Origin of the sequence: Aquitalea magnusonii, assembly GCF_002217795.2 — a bacterium.
Taxonomy (GTDB): domain Bacteria; phylum Pseudomonadota; class Gammaproteobacteria; order Burkholderiales; family Chromobacteriaceae; genus Aquitalea; species Aquitalea magnusonii_B.
On sequence record NZ_AP018823.1, the window covers coordinates 3,215,327 to 3,234,076 of the forward strand.

Sequence of the window (18,750 nt, forward strand, 5' to 3'; positions counted from 1 at the left end):
TCATGACGATCCCACTATTGCTCCGGCTTGAGCAGTTGCAACAGCTCTGCCACCACGGTAATGGCAATGGCAGCAGGCTGGCGATTCTGCACGCCGGGTGAGGCCAAAAGACAGCGAATAGCGGCAATACGGCCTAATGGAACACAATTGATCAGGCGCAGATTGAAATCTGCCAGCTTGCTGTGACAGCACAACAAACCGATGTAGCGGGCATCGTTGCGCAACAGGATGTGCTCTATCCAGTCATAATCCTGCTCATCGCTATGCGTCATGACCAACCAACATGCATCTGCCGGAAGGTGGGCCATCTGCTCAACTGAACCAACAATGGCAGTGGTATTTGGCGGAAGCCTGGCTGGGAAGAAGGCGGGTCGGCTGTCCAGCCAGAATACCCTGCAAGGTAGGTCTGCCAATAAGCGACACACCGCCCGCCCCACATCAGATGCACCACACAACACCACCTGCATGAGCGATGAGGACAAATCATCTTGTCGCATGCTTCCCCCTGCACATTCGTCCCCACTCCTGATACTGCCGCCTTAGAACTTCAATGCCCTGGCACCGACATCACTTCGGTTGTGCTGGTTTCAGACAGGTCGGCAGTACCCAGGCCATTGAAAAATGCGTTCAACACCACAGCAGTCAGGCTGGCAAGCAGGATGCCACTATGCAATAGCGGCGCCATGCCGGCTGGCATCTGGCCAAAGAAATCTTTGGCGACAGTCGGAATCATGCCCATACCCAGACTGATAGCCACGATGTACAGGTTGTAGCGATTATGGAAATCCACCCGCGACAACACCTTGATACCCGTCGCCAGCACCATGCCGAACATCACGATACCGGCACCACCCAGTACAAAGGGCGGAATGGACGCCACCACGATAGACATCTTGGGCACCAGGCCAAATGCAATCAAGATAAAACCGGCCATCACACAAACCCAGCGACTGCTCACACCGGTAATGCTGACCAAACCGATATTTTGCGAAAACGATGTATGCGGGAAAGTATTGAATATGCCACCTACCATCGTTCCCAGCGCATCCACCCGCAAGCCCCGTACCAAATCATCACGCTTGACCGGGCGGTCGACAATTTCGCCCAGTGCCAGGAACATGCCCATCGACTCGATGAAGACAATCAGCATCACCACGGTAAGAGTGACAATCGACCACAGCTCGAAACGCGGTGTACCAAACTTGAAGGGAGTAATCAGGGCAAACCAGCTGGCATCCTGTAAACCGTTGAAATCCACTTTCCCCAACAACAGTGCGATGCAAAACCCCAGCACCAGTCCCAGCAGGATGGAGATATTGGCCAGGAAACCACGGGCAAAGCGGATGATCAGCAAGATAAAGATCAACACACTAAGCGAGATGCCAAGATACAGCGGACTACCGTAATCCGGTGAGCCCAGTCCGCCAGCCGACCAGTTGATACCGACACCGATGATGGACAAGCCAATTGAAGTAATCACCACACCAGTTACCAGCGGTGGAAAAAAGCGGATCAAGCGGCCAATCAGCGGCACCAACAGCAAAGACAGCAGCCCTGCAGCGATGGTGGCACCAAAAATTCCGGGCAGCCCTAAGGCCGGATTCTGGCCAATGGCAATCATCGGCCCCACGGTGGCAAAAGTCACCGCCATGATAACCGGCATGCGGATGCCAAAGCCCTTGCAACCCAGGCATTGCAACAACGTGACCAAACCACAGCAGAACAGGTCGGCACTGACCAGAAAAGCGATCTGCTCCTTGGGCAAGCCCACTGCGCCACCGACAATCAATGGCACCGCCACGGCGCCGGCATACATCACCAGTACGTGTTGCAAGCCCAGTGTGAACAACTGCACCAATGGCAGCTTTTCATCCACCGGATGAACATTTTGTGACGAGTTCATCAAGTCTCTCCTTTGCATGAGTCATCCGCCAGCGCAAAAGACGCTGGACGGGAAGGTGGCCCGCCAGGAAACAGGCGTAACGGGGCCACCCTGTTGCAGCGACAACAAGGACTAGAACGGGAACAATCAGGAATTAAGGCGGGTTGGCAGCCTCAATGCGATAGCCCGTGGACAAGACCACTTCATCACAGTTGTGCCCACTTCCTACGCGGTCTACTACGATGAAATCACCTTCCTTTCCCAGACTGATCAAGGGGTGATGCCAGCATCCACTGCGATAGTTAACCCCCTGATCGGCACGGACATGAAAAGCACGTAGTCCGCGCTCATCAGGCATGCCATTCGGCAGGCTGGGTGCCACCACGACGATAAAAGGCACACCATTGCAGGGAATGAAGGATTGGCTGCCCAACGGATGGCGTTCGAGCATATTGATGCTCAGTGGGAAATCAAAGGCCGCGCCACGTGCCATGCTGATGGCGGGATATCCGCCCTCGCCCAGCACTTCGACCATGCCCAGCTTGTGATAACGCTGAGTGCTGCCATTATTGATGGGAAACCAGTCACTGCCTTCGATTTCAATGACCTCGCCAAAGGGGGCGAACGCTTCCTTGCTCAGGGCTTCCAGAACCAGCAGGGCCATGATGTTTCTCCTCTTGAGAATCGGTTTGTTGTGCGGCTGTGCTAATCAACCAAACGCCCCCAGATGCGTAAGCGGCTCACGCCACCATCCGGGAAGATATTCAGCCGCACATAATTCACCGGTCCCAACGGACGGATTTGCTCACGGTCATAAAAATGCTGCCGGTCCATCGTGGTTTTCTGTTCGGGCAGCAACGTGTCCCAGAACATCGCCTGGGTCACGATGGACTGATCAGTCCCTTGCGTCACCAGGGCTGCCTGGATGGAAACACTATCTGGATAATTGCCCTTGAAATGAGCCGTATCCACCTCGATGCGCTCCACAACAGCAGTACGTCCCAGTTGGACAATACACCAGTCATTGCCGGGCTCACGCCGGCGACGGGTTTCCCAGCCATCCCCCATATTGATGCCACGACCGGGCATGATCAGGCGAAATGGCACGCCAAAATGGGCATCGTTATAGGCAACAATACGTCCACCATGCTGCAACGCAGATACTTCGTGCAGGGCAGAACGGTCCTTGCTCTGCCAGTCAATGCTAGGTTGCCCATACACCCGCAGGCGCGCCACGCCGCCATCTGGATAGATATGCAGCCGCAGATGCGTCCATACCCGGCTGTCATCGACACTGAAAAAGTGATGCGCACTGCTGCCCAACGCTGCCGCTGGCAAGATTTCGGTCCACTCGGTGTGCTCGTCGGGCACACCCACAACATGACAAACTTCTACCGAAGCTGCTGGCGGGAAATTGCCGGTAAAGTGGCTGGTATCGATATCCAGCCCCTTGATCACGCCAGGCAGACCCAATTGGATGACGGCATGATCATGCCCTCCATTGCGGCGGCGACGCGTCTCCCAGCCATCCATCCACTTGCCATGATCATCAAACTTGCCCACAACAAAGACAGGTGATGATGACTGCAGCATGCGTTCTGCCGGCGCAAACCACTCATCCGTACAGGACAGTACGCAAGCGCCGAAATCAGGCTCAGCCAGATTGACATGGCGACGGGCAAACTCGGGCAATTCAACCGGTGCCGCCGGTAAAACATTCGATCCGGGATGCAATGCAATACTCATGTGATCTCTCCTCTTTTTTTGCTTTACCACCAACAAGATTTTCTAGGTACCACTTCTTCACAGGACAACGATGGCCAAGGTCTGTCCCAACAGCACACTGCCCATCGCAACAAAACAGATTGCCGAAGCCATCAAAAACAACTGACGCAAGATAGCCATACTGGCCAGCAATCGGCTGGCCAGCAGGCCATAAGTGAGCTTGCACAACAGATCGACCACCATCCATCCCAGCACCATCCACAGTAGCTGTGGCAGTAGTGGCTTGGACGGCGTCATGAATTGCGGCAGCAAAGCCAGGAAAAAAGCGATGTCCTTGGGATTGCTGATACCCAGCAGAAAAGCTTTGGAAAACAGGTGTGCCCGCCCCTGGCGACTATCCGCTACACTCGCCGCCACCTTACGCCCCTGCCAAGTGCGGAGGCCCAGATAAAACAGATAGCAGGCGCCGACAGCCTGCAGCAGCAGAAAACTGCGGGGTGATGCCAGCAGCAAGGAGCCGATACCGAGTGCCGATAGCACAAGCAGGCTGACTGAGGCCAATACCCCGCCGACAAAACCGGGCCAGCTTTTCCAGACACCAAACTGCAGGGCATTGCCCACCATGAATAGCGATAGCGGCCCAGGTACGGCGATGACCACGGTGATGGCCAATAGATACAGACCCAGCGTTTCCGGACTCATACGCAAACGCCTTCTGGCAGCAATGCTTCCAGACGCAAACGCCCGATGCGATAGATCTGTTCCAGGCACTCGCGTCGCTCCTCCTCCACTCCCAGTTGCAAGCGGCGCTCGAACTCGCGAATGATCTCAGCCCGGTTATAGCCGCGTACCGCCAGGATGAAGGGAAAGCCGAATTTATTGCGATAGGCATTGTTCAGTTCGGTCAGCCGGGCAAACTCCTCCGGACTGCATTGATCCAGGCCTGCTCCTGCCTGCTCGGTGCTGGACTCTGCAGTCAGCTCACCGCGTATCGCCGCCTTACCGGCCAGTTCCGGGTGAGCCCGGATCAGCGCCATCTGTGCGGCATAGCCAGCTTTTTCCACTTCGCCGGCCATGACAGCAGCCAGCTCTGCCACCGAATGGAAAGGACGCAAGGCTGCAGTGCGCTCCGCCACCCACGGCGAATGCTCATAGATACCACCCAGGGCAGCAACAAAAGCATCAAATGGCAACTGATTCAATAATGACAGAGTGAGAGGCTGGCTCATCGGCAGGACTCCAGATCAGGGTGGGGATAATGACGCAGCCAGTGATGGGCGATATCTACGCGACGGCATACCCATACCCATTCATGCTGCTGCACATAATCGAGAAAACGCTGTAATGCAGCAAAACGTCCAGGGCGACCAATCAGCCGGCAGTGCAGGCCAATGGACAGCATGGCAGGGGCGGTTTCGCCTTCGGCATACAGCACGTCGAAACTATCCTTCAGGTACTGGAAAAAATGCTCACCGGTATTAAAACCCTGCGGTGAGGCAAAGCGCATATCGTTGGCATCCAGGGTATAAGGCACAACTAGGTGGGGCTTGGACTGGCCATTACCCAGGCGTACTTCGGTCCAGAAGGGCAGCTCGTCGCCATAGTAATCAGCGTCGTAGAGGAATCCTCCCTCCTCCACCACCAGTCGGCGGGTATTCGGGCTGTCGCGTCCGGTGTACCAGCCAGCCGGATGCGAACCGGTCAAATGGCTGATGATTTCCACACAGCGCTGCATGTGTTCGCGCTCCAGACCGACATCCGCATTCTGGTAATGCAGCCAGCGATAACCGTGGCAGGCCAGCTCATGCCCCAACTCCACAAAGGCGGTCGCTGCTTCCGGATTGCGCTCCAGCGCCATGCCCACGGCAAACACCGTCAGCGGCAGCTCACGCTTTTCGAATTCGCGCAGAATGCGCCATACCCCCACCCGCGAACCGTACTCATACAGGCTTTCCATCGACATGTGACGCGCAGGATAGGCCGCTGCACCGACGATTTCGGAGAGGAACTGTTCGGAGAGTGCATCGCCGTGCAGCACATTGCTCTCCCCCCCCTCCTCATAGTTGAGGACAAACTGCACGGCCACCCTGGCCTGGCCTGGCCAGTTCACTGGGGGCCGCTGGCGGCCGTAGCCGATCATGTCGCGCGGATACGCCTGTTGCATGCGTTGAACTCCTTGGTCTAGGCACCTAAAGCTGACGATGAAACATCGTCCATGGGTCTGGTATATTTCTGTCGGCAAAATGCATGCGCTGCTCACAATCCTGCAAATGCTGTCGCATGGCTTGCTGTGCCCCTTCCCGGTCTCCCTTGGACAACTGCTGCAGGATCTGCTCATGCTCATCGAAAGAGCAGGCACTGCATCCCGGCTTGTCGTACAGGGCGATGATTAGCGAAGTGCGTGAACACAAGCTGTTCATCAATTCGGCCAGTACCTCGTTTTCGGCCAAACGCACTAACTGCACATGGAAGGCATTGGACAGGCGAATCCAGCTGACCCGGTCCTGCCGTTCGAAAGCCGCCCGCTCTTGCCGCACCATTTGCCATAACTGCTGCAGACGATCTGGCAAATCGGGCAGGCTCAGCAATTTATCCAGAATGGCCGCTTCTACCATGCGTCTGGCCTCGAATACATCGCGGGTTTCCTTGATGTCAGGCTGCGCCACAAATGCCCCGCGATTGGGCTGCAGTTCGACAATTTTGTCATGTTGCAACTGCGCCAATGCGGCACGTACCGTACTGCGCGAACAGGAAAACACGTCACAGAGCACGGCCTCGGTCAGCTTGACTCCTGGGCGCAAACGCTGATCGATTACCGCATCGAAGATTTCCAGATACAGCCGCTCCACTTCGCCCGGCGGCTGGCCCTCGTAACACAAGCTGGAGGCTGGTGGTGCCACCATGACTTCCTCGTCCTCCTGCACAGGCCATTGATGATTGTTCATTTTTTCAATTTCCACAATACGGTAACGACTTCCAAAATATTGTTGACAATTATCGATAGGATAAAACAATATCGTCAACTCAAATCGCCTCATGCTTTGCACAACAACAACAGCCCACCGACCGAAGATTGTGTAGGGCTGACACATCGGAGACAAAAACAGATGGGAAAACTTTCCACACACGTATTGGATACCATGCATGGCCGCCCCGCGGCCGGGGTGCGCGGTGAGCTGTACCGGATACAAGGAGATGGACGCACTCTGCTGCGTCAGTTCGACACTAACGAGGATGGCCGCTGCAATGAGCCGCTACTGTCTGGTAGCGCCATGCAGGCCGGTCTGTATGAGCTGGTTTTTCATGCCGGCGACTACTTCCTAAGCCAGGGAGTGAATCTGGCGCAGCCCTGTTTTGTCGATCAGGTCGTTCTGCGCTTTGGCATTGCCAATCCGGCTGAAAACTATCACGTCCCGCTGGTTGTCACGCCTTGGGCGTACTCGACCTACCGCGGTAGTTGACCCCTTCTTTCGATCAGGAACTTCGCTCATGGAAAGCTACCTCCTCGAGTTCGGCAACCTGCTGCTACGCTGGTTGCACGTGATCGCCGCCATTGCCTGGATTGGCGAGTCCATCTACTTCGTCATGCTGGACAACAGCCTCACAGCACCAAAGGGAGAACAAGATCCGCGTTATGACCTGCTGGGTGAGATGTCCTCAGTACACGGCGGCGGCTTTTACCATAACCAGAAATATCTGAGCCGCCCGCCTTTTCCGCTCGACAATAAACTGCACTGGTCATTCTGGAAGTCCTACACCACCTGGCTATCTGGATTTGCCTTATTTTGCCTGCTGTACCTGAGTAACCCGGCAGTTTATCTGGCCAATCCATCTAGTCCCTGGGCCTGGGCCGCCGTACTGACGCCGAGTGAGGTTAATATCGCGGCCATTGCCCTGCTCATCGTTGGCTGGCTGGTTTACGACGAACTATGCCGGCGCATCAGCCCGGAAATGCAGCGTGATGGGCTGCTAAGCGTGGCAGTTGCGCTCATGATGGCTGGAGTGGCCTACTTCAGCTCCCATGTATTCCAGGGGCGTGCTGCCTTTCTGCTGACCGGCGCGGTCATGGCAACCTGTATGTCAGCCAATGTGCTGTTCTGGATCATCCCCGGCCAGCGGCGGATGGTGGCTGCGCTGCAGGCAGGTGAGACACCTAATCCACTGGATGGCAAGCGCGGCAAGCAAAGATCGGTGCATAACACTTACTTCACATTGCCGGTAGTGTTCCTGATGATCAGCAACCACTATGCCTTTGCCTATAGCAATGACACGGCCTGGTTCATCATGGTGTTATTCATCTTGGTTGGAGCCTTGATCAGACAATATTTTGTACTGCGCCACCGTGGTCAGAATGTGCTGACCCTGCCAGCCGCCAGCGCCATCATGCTGCTGGTCATCGGCATGATTGCCGCACCATCCAGCACGCCAAGCACCCCGCCCAGTGCCAGCCCGAGTACAGCCAGTACCGATGCAGTCACGGCTGGTGGCACGGCAGCAAGTGACAAGAGCAAGGAACTGCAAAACGTTGTCAGTGTGCTACAGCTGCGCTGTATCGCCTGCCATGCCGCCAAGCCAACCCAGCCAGGCTTTGCCGCGCCACCCGCAGGTATCAAACTAGACAATGACAGGGATATCCTCTTGCATCACCTCAAGATCAAACAGGCTGTCGCCAGCAAATATATGCCACTAGCGAATACAACCAAGATGAGCGAGGAAGAGCGTCAGTTGATTGCCCAGTGGCAACCATAAAGGCCACAGCCAATCTGCGGGGCCAGTTTGGCATGTCTGTTTCCCGGCCACAGCAAGACCTGGATCAGCGCGTCTCTCGGGCTTAGCTGTGGCAGGGCAGTCATCATCAACTGGCCTTCCATATATATGGCAGGCCAGCACTCAACCCGCCGCCGCACCAGGATATCCAGTCTGCGCGGGACAGGATGAGACTGCCGCCGCAAGCGGAAGTAGGCAGCCAACACGAGTTCGTAGGCCATCACGAAGCGCAACAAACCAGCCAGGTTTATTGCACATTTCATTTGCTCAGCAACATAAAGGGGCGGATTTCTCCGCCCCTTTTCTACATCCACTCCGCCCAATAACTTGCCAATACCCGTCTGACTACTGAGCCGGGATGGCAAAACCCGATAACTGTTCCAGCGCCCTTACCATCGCACTATGGTCCCATCCCGCCCCCCCCTGAGCCACGCAGCTATTAAATAGTTGCTGTGCCAGCGCTGTTGCCGGCAAAGCCAGTGCCATTTTCTGAGCACTGGACAGGGCCAGGTTCAAGTCTTTTTGATGCAAGGAAATCCGGAAACCGGGATCAAAAGCCCGTTTAACCATACGCTCACCATGTACTTCGAGAATCTTGGATGAAGCAAAGCCACCCAATAGAGCCTGCCGTACTTTGGCTGGATCGGCACCGGCACGCGCCGCAAATAGCAGGGCTTCGCTGACCGCTTCTATCGTGAGTGCCACAATCATTTGATTCGCCACCTTGGCAGTCTGACCATCACCATTCTCTCCAACACGGGTGATGTTTTTGCCCATTAACTGCAGCACGGGCAGTAACTGCTCGAATACAGCCTGCGGTCCACCAACCATGATAGACAAGGTAGCGGCTTTGGCCCCCACTTCGCCACCAGACACGGGTGCATCTAAATAGTACCCGCCCAGCTTTTCGATACGGCTGGCATACTGTTTGGTTTCCAATGGAGAAATCGACGACATATCGATAATGACCTTGCCTGCCAGCTCGGCTTCTGCAACGCCATTGGTGCCAAACAATACCTCGCCGACATCCGCGGTATCCGGCAACATCGTAATGATGACTTCTGCCTGCTGGGCTACCTGACTAGCATTGTCACACACCGTCAAGGGCTGGGATGCCAGCGACGCTGGCAGCCCGCTACGCGAATGGACAAACAAGGCATGGCCAGCGTTTACCAGATGTCCGGCCATGGGAGCCCCCATGATGCCCAGTCCAATGAATCCTATCTTCATTGCCATCTCCTTCTATTTGTTCAGGAAAGATATTGTTGGGCCCACGTCAGACCGGCCAGGGTTCCGTTGCGTGGTTTATACTCACAGCCAATCCAGCCCTGATAACCGATCTCATCCAGCAAACCGAATAAATAGGGATAGTTGATCTCACCACTGCCAGGTTCATGTCGACCGGGATTGTCAGCCAGTTGGATATGAGCGATATGCGCCAATTGCAACTGCAAGGTTTGTGCCAGTTCGCCTTCCATTCGCTGCATATGGTAGATGTCGTACTGGACAAACATATTGTCACTACCGATATCGCGGATCAGTGCCAGAACCTGCCGAGTACGGGATAGCGCAAACCCTGGAATATCAAAGGTATTGATGGCCTCAACCAATAGTTTGATCCCCTCGCTGCGCAGCGCATTGGCAGCGAATCGCAAGTTGTTGTAAAGGGTCTCCTCCACCAAATCAGCATCGGTCCGTGCAGGACGAATGCCGGCCAGCACATTCAACTGGCGGCATCCCAAAGCCTTGGCATAGGCAATGGCCTCGCCCACACCATCCTGGAACTCCCCAACCCGGTCTGGCAGGCAGGCAATGCCGCGCTCTCCCGCGTCCCAGTTTCCTGCAGGAAGGTTATGCAGCACCTGCACCAGTTGATGCTTGTCCAACTGTTCTGCCAGTTGATGCTTGTCGTAGGCATACGGAAACAAATACTCCACCCCACGAAAACCGGCACGCGCAGCGGCTTGAAAGCGTGACATAAAATCAACTTCACCAAACAACATGGTCAGATTGGCAGCAAATCTTGGCATATGAATCTCCCGATAAAGTTGGCAAGTACATCAGACCGGCAGGTCGATAATGTCTTCGAACTCGTTGATGGCATTGATTTCTGCACCCATGGCGATATTGGTCACTCTTTCCAGAATCACCTCCACCACGACGGGCACTGCATATTGCTCCATCAACTGCTGAGCCTCGGCCAGACCTGCTGCTAATTGCTCAGGATCACGAATACGCACAGCCTTACAACCCAGCCCTTCGACCACACGCACGTGATCGACGCCATAACTGCCAAGCTCTGGGGCATTAATATTTTCAAAGCTGAGCTGTACGCAATAGTCGATATCAAACTGACGCTGAGCCTGCCTGATCAAGCCGAGATAACTGTTATTCACCAATACATGAATGTATGGGATACGGAACTGGGCACCGACGGCCAGCTCTTCCAGCATGAACTGGAAATCGTAGTCACCGGAAATAGCGACTACCTGGGTGGATGGATCTGCCACCTTGGCACCAAGGGCCGCAGGAATGGTCCAGCCCAAAGGTCCGGCCTGGCCACAATTGATCCAGTTACGCGGCTGATAGACATGCAAGAACTGCGCAGCAGCAATTTGCGACAGACCGATGGTGCTGACATAGCGGGTGTTCTTGCCAAAATAGCGGTTCATTTCTTCATAAACCCGCATTGGCTTGATCGGTTTGTCCGCATGATCACTGCGTCGCAGCATGCATCTCTTGCGATGCTGGCAGGCTTCCAGCCACGCAGGGCGCGTCGGCAGACGTCCTTGATCCTGCCATTCTCGGGCGATTTCGATCAGCAGAGCGAGCGCACTGGCGGCATCGGAAACAATGCCGTAATCCGGCGCAAACACCCGGCCAATCTGGGTAGGTTCGATATCGATATGCACGAATTTGCGCCCGGCGGTATAGACATCGACCGAACCGGTATGGCGATTAGCCCAACGATTGCCGATACCCAATACGAAATCCGCCGCCAACAAGGTGGCATTGCCGTAGCGATGGGATGTTTGCAAACCGACCATCCCTGCCATCAGTGGATGATCGTCGGGAATACAGCCCCAGCCCATCAGCGTGGGAATTACTGGCACCTGCACAATTTCGGCAAACGTGGTCAGCAGTGTTGAAGCATTGGCATTGATGATGCCACCACCAGCGACAATGAGCGGGCGCTCAGACTCCAGCAGCATGGACAATGCTTTCTCTAGCTGGGCACGGCTGGCCTCTGGCTTGAACGCGCGCAGTGGCTGATAGGTTTCCAGGTCGAAATCTATCTCGGCCATCTGTACATCAAAAGGCAGGTCTAGCAGCACCGGCCCGGGACGCCCGGAGCGCATCAGATGGAATGCTTGCTGAAAGGCTCCAGGTACCTGGGCAGGCTCCATGACCGTGGTCGCCCATTTACTGACTGGCCGTGCGATCTCCTTGATATCGACGGCCTGGAAATCTTCTTTGTGCAAGCGGGAACGTGGTGCCTGACCGGTGATGCAGAGAATGGGAATGGAATCCGCCGCCGCGGAATACAGGCCGGTAATCATATCGGTACCAGCCGGACCGGATGTGCCGATGCAGACACCGATATTACCGGCACCGGCACGGGTATATCCCTCGGCCATGTGCGATGCACCTTCCACATGGCGGGCCAGCAGATGACGGATTCCGCCGATTTTTTTCATGGCGGCATATAGCGGGTTGATGGCGGCTCCCGGCACGCCAAAGGCAGTGTCCACCCCTTCTTTGATCAAGATATGTACGGCTGCTTCGATTGCTCTCATTTTGGCCATGGATTACTCCTGAATTGGGCAGGCCTCACCACCTTGGTCGCGGCCCGTCATGGCTTCAACTATCTCGCAGCATGCAAACGCAGTCAACAAATAATGGAAACCGTTTCCATTATTTGTAAAAATAAAATTTATCCATTAAAATCAACAAATTAAAGAAAAATAAAAAGATGAATAAATATCAAATCGCCAAAACAGACACCACAAGGTCAGTAATAGCTACACCCAACTGTACCTAAGGCGTAAAATCGCAACGAATCTTCCTATCCGACCATGCCAAGAGGATATATGGCCAAAGCCGACAGCACCCCGCGTACTTCCCCCGTAAACGCGCAGAAGGCGGCAGCGCTAGCACAGGCCAGGTGCAGTCACTGACCCGGGGCTTGATACTGCTGGAGCGGATTGCTGCAGCACCAGCTGGCATCATGCTGACCGACCTCTCCATGCAAGTAGGCCTGCCCAATTCCACGACACATCGTTTGCTCAGTACCATGCAACAAATGGGCTTTGTGCAGCAGACCGGCGATCTAGGGCTGTGGAGCATAGGTGTGCGTGCCTTTACCGTAGGCAGCGGTTTTCTGGGAAGCCGCGATCTCTCCACCCTTGCCATGCCGGTTTTACGCCGCACCATGGAGGCCGCTGGTGAAACCAGCAATCTGGTGGTATTTGATACCGATGCTTGGCAAAGCGTGGTTGTGGGGCAAGTGCAATGCCGCGAACTGATGCGCATGCTGGCTCCGATTGGTGGCAGGCTGCCACTGCACGCCTCGGCGGCAGGCAAGGCTTTTCTGGCGGCGCAGGAGACCGAACTCTTGAACCGTATCCTGCAAAAAACCGGCTTGCCTCATTACACCGAACACACCATCACCACGCCAGCCCAACTGAAAGAACAGCTACAGCGGGTTCAGCAACAGGGTTTCGCTTTTGATGATGGTGAGCACGCTCTTGGTCTGCGCTGTGTGGCCAGTTGTATCTATGACGAAAGCAGCCAGGCATTTGCAGCCATCTCGGTATCTGGTCCCAAATCGCGTATCCCAGATGAACGCATCACCCACCTGGGGTCACTGGTGATGCAGGCCGCCAGCGAAATCACTCAGCGTTATGGTGGCAGACCCAGAAAAAATGGCTGAGCCCGGCTGGCTGAATGATAAAAAAGGCCCTGCAATGTGTGCAGGGCCTTGGTGGAAAACCGCCGGAAGGGTTATTTATCACGCAAACCGGGCGGCAGGGCAAACACCGTTGACTCTTCCACCCCACTGAGTTCGGCCACGCTCTGCGCACCGTAACGGCGAATCTGCTCGATAACGGCCTGGACCAGCACTTCGGGCGCACTGGCTCCTGCAGTCACACCGACACGGGTCTTGCCCTCGAACCACTCAGGCTGCAGCAGCGACGCATTATCCACCATATAGGCATCCACTCCGCGCAAGGCCGCCACTTCGCGCAGACGGTTGGAGTTGGAGCTATTGGGCGAGCCGACCACCACGATGATGTCACACTGGTCGGACAAGGCTTTTACTGCATCCTGGCGGTTCTGCGTGGCATAACAGATATCGTCCTTTTTCGGACTAATGATGGCGGGAAAGCGCTGCTTGAGTGCCTCGATGATCTCCCGGGTTTCATCGACAGAAAGCGTGGTCTGGCTGACATAGGACAGGGCGGCAGGATTGCGTACTTCCAGCGTGGCGACATCGTCCACGCTTTCAACGAGGTACATGCCACTCTCAACCTGCCCCATGGTACCTTCCACCTCCGGATGTCCGGCATGGCCGATCATGATGATTTCCATCTCGGCCTTGTGCATGCGCTTGACTTCGACATGTACCTTGGTCACTAGCGGACAGGTGGCATCAAACACCTGCAGGCCCAAGGCCTCGGCTTCGGCGCGCACCGATAGTGGCACGCCGTGGGCGGAATACACCAGGGTGCTGCCAGCCGGAACATCTTTCAGTTCTTCGATGAAAATGGCGCCCTTGGCACGTAGGTCCTCTACGACAAAGCGGTTATGCACTACCTCATGCCGCACATAAATGGGAGCACCAAACTTCTCGATGGCACGCTCGACGATGGCGATGGCCCGGTCCACCCCGGCACAGAACCCACGCGGGTTGGCCAGCATAATGGTCTTCGTCATCTGTAATCCTTGCAAAACGCCATCACACGATGGATGGCAAAAACGGGTTCAATGCGCTCTGGGTTGCTTCATGCTGTCGAGCACCATCAGCACGGCACCGACACAGATAAAGGAATCAGCCAGATTGAAAGCCGGGTAGTACCAGCTGTGCTGATAATGGACCAGGATGAAATCCACCACATGACCATAAGCCAGGCGATCGATGACATTACCGATGGCCCCGCCGATGATGAAGCTGGCGGCCATATTCATCAGGGGGGTGAACCGTCCTTTGACGATATTCCATCCCAGGTAGCCGGATACCGCCAGTGCCAGCAGGGTAAACAAATACTTCTGCCAACCACCGGCATCACGCAGAAAACTGAAGGCGGCACCGGGATTGTAGATCAGCGTAAAACCGAAGTAGCCGGGAATCACCTCCCGCACTTCACCAAACTGGTACTGACTGTTGAAATAAATCTTGGAGAGCTGGTCCAGAACGATGACCAGCAACGCCAGCCCCATCCATTTGCTCCAGCTTCTGGCTTGAGGCGCCTGCATGACGGATTCCATTTGATTACATCCTTGCCGGTCGATCCCCCGGCGCATCGGTCCGGGGGAACGCTCAGGGTCGATCAGGCATGTGCCCGGACTTCACCTTTGCCATCGATATTATCGACGCAGCGACCACATACTGCGCCATGACCGGCATGAGACCCTACATCGGCCCGATAGTGCCAGCAGCGATCACATTTCTGATGCGCCGATGGTGTCACGGTGATACGGGTCTCTGCGGCCTCACGCACGCGCGCAGCCGACACGATGAGCACGAACTTGAGATCGTCGCCCAGGCTGGCCAGTTGCTGGTACAAGTCGCCGGCAGCCTCGATATCCAGCTCGGCTTGCAAGGAGGAACCCAGTTGATCGGCACTACGCAGTTCTTCAATCTGCTTGTTGACCTGGGCACGCAGGCTGCGAATGGCTTGCCACTTTTGCTGCAAGGCTTGCTCACTGGCGGCAGTAAGTGCCGGGAACTCATGCCAAGTGTGATACAGGGAGGACTCTTCTTCGCTCTTGGTGAGGACTTCCCAGGCTTCATCTGCGGTGAAGCACAATACCGGTGCAATCAACAACAGCAAGCTGCGGCTCAGATGATAGAGCGCCGTCTGGGCACTGCGACGCGCACGGCTGTCGGCCTTGGTGGTGTACAGACGGTCCTTGATGATATCCAGATAGAAAGCACCCAGGTCTTCCGAGCAATAATTCACCACTTCCTGCATGGCATGGTGGAAGGCATAACGGGTATACAGCTCACCCGCCACCTTTTCCTGTACCTGACGCGCCATCAGCAGGGCGTATTGATCCAGCTCCAGCATTTCACCAAACGGCACGGCATTTTCCAGCGGATCGAAATCCGACAGGTTGGCCAGCAGGAAGCGCAGGGTATTACGCAGGCGGCGGTAGCTTTCGGTCACCCGCTTGAGGATTTCATCGGAAATCGCCAGTTCGCCGGAATAATCGGTGGAAGCCACCCACAGACGCAGGATGTCAGCACCCAGGCTGTCATTCACCTTTTGCGGTGCAACGACATTGCCCTTGGACTTGGACATCTTCAGGCCCTTGCCATCCACCACGAAACCGTGGGTCAGCAATTGCTTGTACGGAGCGCGGCCAATGGTGGCACAACCGGTCAGCAAGGAGGACTGGAACCAGCCGCGGTGCTGGTCGCTACCCTCCAGGTACAAGTCAGCTGGCCAGGCCAGTTCGGGGCGCTGCTTGAGCACGGCAAAGTGGGTGGAGCCGGAGTCGAACCACACATCCAGCGTGTCGGTCAGTTTGCGATACTCGGCCGCTTCGCTACCCAACAGTTCCTGCGCATCCAGGCTGAACCAGGCCTCGATGCCCTGCTGTTCGATGCGCAGTGCCACTTCTTCCAGCAAGGCCAGCGAACGCGGATGCAATTCACCCGTTTCCTTGTGTACGAAGAAGGTCATCGGCACGCCCCAGTTACGCTGGCGCGACACGCACCAGTCCGGACGGTTGCCAATCATGGCTTCCAGACGGGCACGCCCCCATGCCGGGAAGAATTCGGTTGCATCCACCGCGCTCTTGGCACGTTCGCGCAGTGCCACACCATCCTTGCCCTGCTTGTCCATGCCGATGAACCACTGGGCCGTCGCACGGAAGATGATGGGGGTCTTGTGACGCCAGCAATGCGGGTAGCTATGCAGCAAACGGGCCTGATGAATCAGGGTGCCATGCTGTTCCAGCGTTTCGATGACTTTGGGATTGGCTTCCCATACCGACAGACCGGCAAACAGTTCGGTAGTGGACTTGTAGCGACCATCATCCGCCACCGGGTTGTCAATCGGCAGGCCATATTGCTGGCCAACCTGGAAGTCTTCCAGACCGTGTGCCGGCGCGGTATGCACCAGACCGGTACCGGCGTCGGTAGTAACGTGATCACCGCAGATGACTGGCACGCTGCGGCTATAGAACGGATGTTGCAGTTGCAACAGCTCCAGCTTGTCGCCAGTGGTTTCTGCCAGCACCTTGGCATCGGCAAAGCCGTAGCGCTGCAGCGCAGACTCGGCCAGCTCCTTGACCAGGATCAGCTTGCCCTTGGGGGTATCAATCAACTGGTAAGTCAGCGTGGCACTGACTGCCACCGCCTGGTTGGCCGGCAGTGTCCACGGAGTGGTAGTCCAGATGACGGCCATGGCACCAGCTACCTGCTCGGCAGTCAGACCGAATGCAGCCGCCAGCTTGTCCTGTTCCAGCACTCGGAAACCAACATCGATTGCCGGAGAGTTCTTGTCTTCGTACTCGACCTCGGCTTCTGCCAGTGCGGAGCCACACTCGATGCACCAGTGCACCGGCTTTTCACCCTTGAACAGGTAGCCGTTACTGTAAATGGTGCCCAGGGTGCGCACGATGTCCGCTTCGGTCTTGAAATCCATGGTGAGATAGGGATTGTCCCAATCTCCCAGTACACCCAAGCGGATGAAGTCTTTCTTCTGACGGGCAATCTGCTCCTTGGCATATTCACGGCACAATTCGCGGAATTTGGCGGCGGGAATGGCTTTGCCATGCAGTTTTTCCACCATCAGCTCGATCGGCAGGCCATGGCAGTCCCAGCCCGGTACATACGGAGCATCAAAGCCGGCCAGGGTCTTGGAGCGGACGATAATGTCCTTCAACACCTTGTTAACGGCATGTCCGATATGGATATCACCGTTGGCATACGGTGGGCCATCATGCAGGATGAATTTAGGGCGACCTGCAGACAGCTTGCGTACCTTGTCGTAGCGCTTCTGCTCCTGCCAGCGTTTGACCCAGGCAGGTTCGCGTTTGGCCAGATCCCCTCGCATGGCGAACGGGGTATCCAACAGGTTGACGGTTTTACGGTAATCGATGCTCATGCCTGCTCTCGCTGCAAACTGGTCAAATAAGTATGGGCACTGGCGGCATCACGTTCTATCTGCGCCACCAATGCCGGCAAATTGTCATAGCGCTCTTCATCGCGCAATTTTTTCAGGAAATGTACCGTCACACGCTGGCCGTACAGATCACCAGCAAAATCAAACAGGTGTGCTTCCAGTTTGTAATCACTGCTACTGCTGACCGTGGGATTCACACCCAGGCTGGCGACACCGCCCTTGCGTCCGTAAGGCGTATCTACTTCTACCACAAACACGCCTTGCAATGCGGGTTTCAAATGCGGCAAATGGACATTCACGGTGGGAAAACCGATGGTGCGCCCAAGCTTCTGCCCATGCATCACCTTGCCGGATATCTGGTAGCTACATCCCAGTAATGCATTGGCAGCAGCCAGATCACCCGCCGCAAGCCTCTCGCGTACCAGGGTGCTGGATGCCCGCTCCCCTTGCACCAGCACCGAAGGCATGGCCTCGGTAACAAAATCAGGACAGGCAGACAACAATTCAAAATTACCCTTGCGCGCTGCTCCAAACTGGAAATCGTCACCGATCAGCAAGTAGCGGGTTTTCAAATCGCGCACAAGCACATCCTGAATGAAATCCTGCGCACTCATGCTGGCAAAGCGCTGATTAAAACGAAAGACGAATACATAATCCACCAGCCCCGATGCTTGCAATATATTCAATTTGTCACGCAAGGTGGATAAACGCGCAGGCGGATTGCTTCTGGTGAAGAACTCACGGGGATGCGGTTCAAACGTCAGCAAGGCAGTGGGCAAGGACCGGGCATTGGCCTCATCCTTGAGGCGTCGCAGCATATGCTGATGACCAAGATGCACGCCATCGAAATTCCCAATGGTCAATGCACAGCCAGCAAGCCCGAAACGTCGTGGATCTCCTAGAAATACCTGCATCTGACGCCTAGCATCCTGAAAACTTACGATTGTAGCCGTGGGTAAGCGGTAGCGTCCAGCCATGCCACCGGAAGTGATAAAACAAAAAAGCCCCACATCCGTGGGG

The 18,750-nt window shown here is 55.7% G+C and carries 18 protein-coding genes; 3 read left to right on the plus strand and 15 right to left on the minus strand.

Annotated features, from left to right (window positions below; all coding sequences use genetic code 11):
• Positions 1–14 precede the first annotated feature (14 nt).
• The 8 genes from DLM_RS15310 to DLM_RS15345 form a co-directional block, all read right to left on the minus strand.
• Entirely contained in the window at positions 15–497 is a 483-nt protein-coding gene (locus DLM_RS15310) for an XdhC family protein (protein ID WP_089085626.1), read from the minus strand.
• A gap of 50 nt (positions 498–547) precedes the next feature.
• Positions 548–1,903, minus strand: coding sequence for a nucleobase:cation symporter-2 family protein (locus DLM_RS15315; RefSeq protein WP_167467138.1), 1,356 nt, complete (start codon positions 1,901–1,903; stop codon positions 548–550).
• Positions 1,904–2,036: 133 nt separating this feature from the next.
• Positions 2,037–2,546 carry an ureidoglycolate lyase gene (locus DLM_RS15320; protein WP_089085624.1) on the minus strand — a complete coding sequence of 170 codons (510 nt, stop codon included), beginning with the start codon at positions 2,544–2,546 and terminating at the stop codon, positions 2,037–2,039.
• 41 nt (positions 2,547–2,587) lie between these two features.
• A complete protein-coding gene (alc, locus tag DLM_RS15325; protein WP_089085623.1) occupies positions 2,588–3,628 on the minus strand; it encodes an allantoicase in 1,041 nt (346 codons plus the stop codon).
• A gap of 57 nt (positions 3,629–3,685) precedes the next feature.
• Positions 3,686–4,309 carry a LysE family translocator gene (locus tag DLM_RS15330; protein WP_089085622.1) on the minus strand — a complete coding sequence of 208 codons (624 nt, stop codon included), beginning with the start codon at positions 4,307–4,309 and terminating at the stop codon, positions 3,686–3,688.
• Entirely contained in the window at positions 4,306–4,836 is a 531-nt protein-coding gene (gene uraD, locus DLM_RS15335; protein ID WP_089085621.1) for a 2-oxo-4-hydroxy-4-carboxy-5-ureidoimidazoline decarboxylase, read from the minus strand. The genes DLM_RS15330 and uraD overlap by 4 nt, the downstream gene beginning before the upstream one ends.
• Positions 4,833–5,771 carry an allantoinase PuuE gene (gene puuE, locus DLM_RS15340; RefSeq protein WP_089085620.1) on the minus strand — a complete coding sequence of 313 codons (939 nt, stop codon included), beginning with the start codon at positions 5,769–5,771 and terminating at the stop codon, positions 4,833–4,835. Before puuE ends, uraD begins: the two co-directional genes overlap by 4 nt.
• A 25-nt stretch (positions 5,772–5,796) precedes the next feature.
• Positions 5,797–6,552 (minus strand): GntR family transcriptional regulator, encoded by a 756-nt coding sequence (locus DLM_RS15345; protein WP_089085619.1) that lies wholly within the window; start codon positions 6,550–6,552, stop codon positions 5,797–5,799.
• Here DLM_RS15345 and uraH point away from each other — a divergent pair.
• Entirely contained in the window at positions 6,541–7,068 is a 528-nt protein-coding gene (gene uraH / locus DLM_RS15350; protein WP_231959866.1) for a hydroxyisourate hydrolase, read from the plus strand. The genes DLM_RS15345 and uraH overlap by 12 nt on opposite strands.
• A gap of 28 nt (positions 7,069–7,096) precedes the next feature.
• Positions 7,097–8,356, plus strand: coding sequence for a urate hydroxylase PuuD (locus tag DLM_RS15355; RefSeq protein WP_089085617.1), 1,260 nt, complete (start codon positions 7,097–7,099; stop codon positions 8,354–8,356).
• 363 nt (positions 8,357–8,719) lie between these two features.
• Here DLM_RS15355 and DLM_RS15360 read toward each other — a convergent pair whose 3' ends face one another.
• The 3 genes from DLM_RS15360 to gcl are packed head-to-tail and all read right to left on the minus strand — an operon-like array spanning position 8,720 to position 12,180.
• Positions 8,720–9,604, minus strand: coding sequence for a 2-hydroxy-3-oxopropionate reductase (locus tag DLM_RS15360; protein WP_089085615.1), 885 nt, complete (start codon positions 9,602–9,604; stop codon positions 8,720–8,722).
• A gap of 20 nt (positions 9,605–9,624) precedes the next feature.
• Complete coding sequence (otnI, locus tag DLM_RS15365) at positions 9,625–10,404, minus strand: 2-oxo-tetronate isomerase (RefSeq protein ID WP_089085614.1); 780 nt, start codon at positions 10,402–10,404, stop codon at positions 9,625–9,627.
• Between the two features lie 30 nt (positions 10,405–10,434).
• Positions 10,435–12,180: a glyoxylate carboligase gene (gene gcl, locus DLM_RS15370; protein WP_089085613.1), complete on the minus strand. Its 1,746-nt coding sequence runs from the start codon at positions 12,178–12,180 to the stop codon at positions 10,435–10,437.
• A gap of 359 nt (positions 12,181–12,539) precedes the next feature.
• On the opposite strand from gcl, the gene DLM_RS15375 reads away from it, so the two are divergent.
• Entirely contained in the window at positions 12,540–13,307 is a 768-nt protein-coding gene (locus tag DLM_RS15375) for an IclR family transcriptional regulator domain-containing protein (RefSeq protein WP_231959867.1), read from the plus strand.
• 71 nt (positions 13,308–13,378) lie between these two features.
• On the opposite strand, the gene ispH is transcribed toward DLM_RS15375, so the two are convergent.
• From ispH to DLM_RS15395, 4 genes are all read right to left on the minus strand, one after another.
• Complete coding sequence (ispH, locus tag DLM_RS15380) at positions 13,379–14,311, minus strand: 4-hydroxy-3-methylbut-2-enyl diphosphate reductase (protein WP_089085611.1); 933 nt, start codon at positions 14,309–14,311, stop codon at positions 13,379–13,381.
• 48 nt (positions 14,312–14,359) lie between these two features.
• Complete coding sequence (gene lspA, locus DLM_RS15385) at positions 14,360–14,851, minus strand: signal peptidase II (protein ID WP_231959868.1); 492 nt, start codon at positions 14,849–14,851, stop codon at positions 14,360–14,362.
• Between the two features lie 74 nt (positions 14,852–14,925).
• Entirely contained in the window at positions 14,926–17,712 is a 2,787-nt protein-coding gene (gene ileS, locus DLM_RS15390) for an isoleucine--tRNA ligase (protein ID WP_089085609.1), read from the minus strand.
• On the minus strand, positions 17,709–18,644 hold the full coding sequence (locus DLM_RS15395; RefSeq protein ID WP_089085608.1) for a bifunctional riboflavin kinase/FAD synthetase: 936 nt from the start codon (positions 18,642–18,644) through the stop codon (positions 17,709–17,711). The genes ileS and DLM_RS15395 overlap by 4 nt, the downstream gene beginning before the upstream one ends.
• Positions 18,645–18,750: the final 106 nt, after the last annotated feature.